Genomic DNA, 432 nt, shown 5'->3' on the forward strand with positions numbered 1-432 from the left:
TCCAGTTCACCATCCCGAATACGGACTCCCCTGTCTCCGTCAGGGTCTCCGGATTCCAGTCCCGACGAGACGGTTCGGCTACTCAATACGGGGCGAAGAATGGCGGAGTGGGTTTCATATATGGAGGGGGCGTCTCTCCGAAAAACACTATGTCGGGTCTGATCCAACTGGTTGGCATCGTTGTCGACGAGCCTTTTGGCAGCGCTATGCGTTTCCGCAACTGGAGTGCCAGAAACGCGCCGGTACTCATCAGGGATGTCACGATAAGAAATGTGAACTTCGGCGTGGCCACGGGAAACATAAATCGATGCGGAGTCTGGCAGGACTCTTCTGACTCCATGGAAGTGATTGAACCAAAGGGCAATTTCGAAGTGGATGGGCTGACCGTCTTCGACGATAACCAACAGCTCATTCGACCCGTGTGGACCATGG

Annotated in this window: 1 protein-coding gene; it reads left to right on the top strand. The window is 54.6% G+C overall.

Translation table 11 applies throughout. From position 1 onward, the window contains the following. Positions 1–149 precede the first annotated feature (149 nt). On the top strand, positions 150–432 hold a 283-nt coding region (locus FLO80_RS22200; RefSeq protein ID WP_188078412.1), incomplete at its 3' end, for a hypothetical protein.

Origin of the sequence: Aquicoccus porphyridii (genome assembly GCF_008369105.1) — a bacterium.
In the GTDB taxonomy this organism is placed as follows: domain Bacteria; phylum Pseudomonadota; class Alphaproteobacteria; order Rhodobacterales; family Rhodobacteraceae; genus Aquicoccus; species Aquicoccus porphyridii.